We start from the raw sequence: 2921 nt of genomic DNA, 5'->3' as shown, positions 1-2921 counted from the left end.
TCGGCTCACTATTGCCTCACTGCCCGCTATAGATCTGGTCAAAAATCCCACCGTCGTTGAAGTGGGTCTTCTGCACGGTGCGCCAGTCGCCGAAGGTTTTTTCCACCGAGAGGAAATCCACTTTCGGGAAACGGTCGGTGTATTTGGCCAGCACCGCCGGGTCGCGAGGACGCAGGTAGTTGGCGGCGGCAATTTCCTGGCCTTCGGGCGACCACAGGTATTTGAGGTACTCCTCGGCGGCGGCGCGCGAGCCTTTCTTCTCGACGACTTTATCCACAACGCTGACTGGTGGTTCGGCTTCGGCGGAGACGCTTGGGTAGACCACTTCGAACTGGTCGCGACCGAACTCACGGGCGATCATTTCCGCTTCGTTCTCAAAGGTCACCAGCACATCGCCGATCTGGTTGGTCATGAACGTCGTCGTCGCGGCACGACCGCCGGTGTCCAGCACGGGGGCCTGCTTGAACAGCTTGCCGACGAAATCCTTGGCCTTGTTCTCATCGCCGCCATTCTTCAGCACATAACCCCATGCCGACAGGTAGGTATAGCGGCCGTTGCCCGAGGTTTTCGGGTTGGGCACGATCACTTGCACGCCGTCCTTGAGCAGGTCCGGCCAATCCTTCAGCGCTTTCGGATTGCCCTTGCGCACGATAAACACGGTGGCCGAGGTGAACGGCGCGCTGTTGTTCGGCAGGCGGGTGACCCAGTTCTCCGGAACCAGCTTGCCGTTGTCGGCCAAGGCATTGATGTCAGTCGCCATGTTCATGGTGATGACATCCGCCGGCAGCCCATCGATTACCGAGCGCGCCTGCTTGCTCGAACCGCCGAAGGACATCTGCACGGTGATGTTTTCGTTGTGCTCGGCCTGCCAGTGTTTCTGGAACGCGGCGTTGTAGTCCTTGTAGAAGTCCCGCATCACGTCGTAGGAAACGTTAAGTAGAGTCGGGGCGGCGTGGGCCAGGCTGCCGAACGCCAGGCCGGCGGCGAGGAGGGAGGCGCCAAAGAAATTCTTCACTGCGAGGTCCTTTTTATTGGCAAGGGATGCGGGCGATAAGCCAGCACCCTAGCGATTAGCTTATAGGTCATCAAGAATTAAAAAGTGCTTTGCTTATTCCAATTTCTTAAACAGCGCGTTACCGCAACGAGAACAGAAAGCAGCGCCATGTTCATGGTTGTTTTTGCTGCACACCGGGCAATTGTGCTTGAGCTGGTCACCGCGCATGGCGGTGGCCAGTTCCGCAGTGAAGATACCCGTCGGCACAGCGATGATCGAGTAGCCGGTGATCATCACCAGGGACGAAACCACTTGGCCCAGCGGCGTCTTCGGCACGATGTCGCCGAAGCCTACGGTGGTCAATGTCACGATAGCCCAATAGATGCCCTTGGGAATGCTGGTGAAACCATGCTCGGGACCTTCGATGACATACATCAGCGTGCCAAACACCGTGACCAGGGTCGACACGCTGACCAGGAACACGATGATCTTCTGCTTGCTGCCGCGCAGTGCGGCCAATAGATAGTTGGCCTGCTTGAGGTAAGGACTGAGCTTGAGGACGCGGAAAATCCGCAGCATGCGGATGATCCGCACGATCAGCAGGTACTGGGCATCGCTGTAGTACAACGCGAGGATGCCCGGCACGATCGCCAGCAGATCCACCAGGCCATAAAAGCTGAACGCATAGCGCAGCGGCTTGGGCGAGCAGTACAGGCGCAGGCCGTATTCAACGATGAAAATGAACGTGAAACCCCACTCGATGTAGGCCAGCAGGGCCGCGTAGTTCTTGTGCACGCTGTCGATGCTGTCGAGCATCACGATCACCAGGCTGGCGAGGATGATCAACAGCAGCGTGCTGTCGAAGCGTCGACCGGCCACCGTGTCGGTCTGGAAGATGATCACGTAGAGGCGTTCACGCCAGTTGTTGCTGTCCATAACCTTCGCCTGAACCAATGATCAGCGCAGCCTAGGGTGATTGCCCCGCAGAGCGCAAGGCGCGATGTCGAGACAGGCTGGGTGCCACAAGCGCGCGGTGGCATGCACCAGCCAGCACGCGAGAATGAAAGGCGCCGTCAGCGGCGCCACGCCCAGCGCCGCGAAGCCCGGTGCGAGAAGGATTGCCAGCAGCACGCCCGCCAGCGGCCGCCATGGCTTGCGCGCGTGTTGGCCGAGGGCCACGGCTACCAATGCCGGGTTGTAGCCGCCCAAGCCGGACAAGGTGTGCGGGCTGTCGTGCAGCCAGGCAAAGGCAAAGCCTGCGACGGAACCGAACAGCGCCCAGCCGGCGGCGCGACGGTTGGCGATCAGCAGGCCGGTGGTGATCAGCACACCAGCCAGGGGCTGGTCGAGAAACATGACCTGGCCCAGGCCGTTCAGCGGGGCAAGCAACAGGTTGGATAGGGTCGTGTCCAGCGCGGCGGGCGGAGGCGCGGGCGGGGCGAAACCCAATTGCAACCAGCCGAGCCCGACGAAAGGCGCTGTGTAGGCGGGCAGGCAGCGTGGGCCTCGGGTGCGCTTGAGCCACTGTTGGGTCAGCATTGCGCTGAGGCCGCCAGCGGCGATGATCGATGGCGGCAACAGGGCTGACCAAGGCAATACCAGGCTCAGCAGCAAACCCAGCAGGATGCCGTTATAGCTGAACAGCCCGGCCTGCCGATCCTCCTTGGCATAACCACGCCGTTGGGCCGTCAGCAATCCGGCCACGCCGCCCAGCAACGCGCCGCCGAACAAGGCTGGCGCGGTGAGCAGAATCGCCAAGAGGCAGAACAGGCCGCACAGGGGATGGCGCTGAAGGAAAATCTGGCTGAAGCCGTTGAGCAGGGCGGTGGCCCAGTCGGGGCAGTGGGTATTGGGCATGATTGGTGTGTGTCAGAGGGATCGGGTCGACTTCATCGCGAGCAGGCTCGCTCCCACACTGGATTTGCGG

General features: G+C 61.0%; 3 protein-coding genes. All 3 read right to left on the bottom strand.

What is annotated here, in order from left to right:
- Positions 1-16: 16 nt before the first annotated feature.
- The gene (locus tag ACE04F_RS00710; RefSeq protein ID WP_486104065.1) at positions 17-1015 is read right to left on the bottom strand and encodes a sulfate ABC transporter substrate-binding protein; all 999 of its coding nucleotides are present in this window, start codon (positions 1013-1015) and stop codon (positions 17-19) included.
- 93 nt (positions 1016-1108) lie between these two features.
- The gene (locus ACE04F_RS00705; protein WP_486104063.1) at positions 1109-1930 is read right to left on the bottom strand and encodes an ion transporter; all 822 of its coding nucleotides are present in this window, start codon (positions 1928-1930) and stop codon (positions 1109-1111) included.
- A 21-nt stretch (positions 1931-1951) separates the two neighbouring features.
- On the bottom strand, positions 1952-2851 hold the full coding sequence (locus tag ACE04F_RS00700; RefSeq protein WP_486104062.1) for an urea transporter: 900 nt from the start codon (positions 2849-2851) through the stop codon (positions 1952-1954).
- Positions 2852-2921: the final 70 nt, after the last annotated feature.

This window comes from Pseudomonas sp. AGC41 (assembly GCF_057334555.1).
This window is presented reverse-complemented; position numbering and strand designations above follow the sequence as displayed.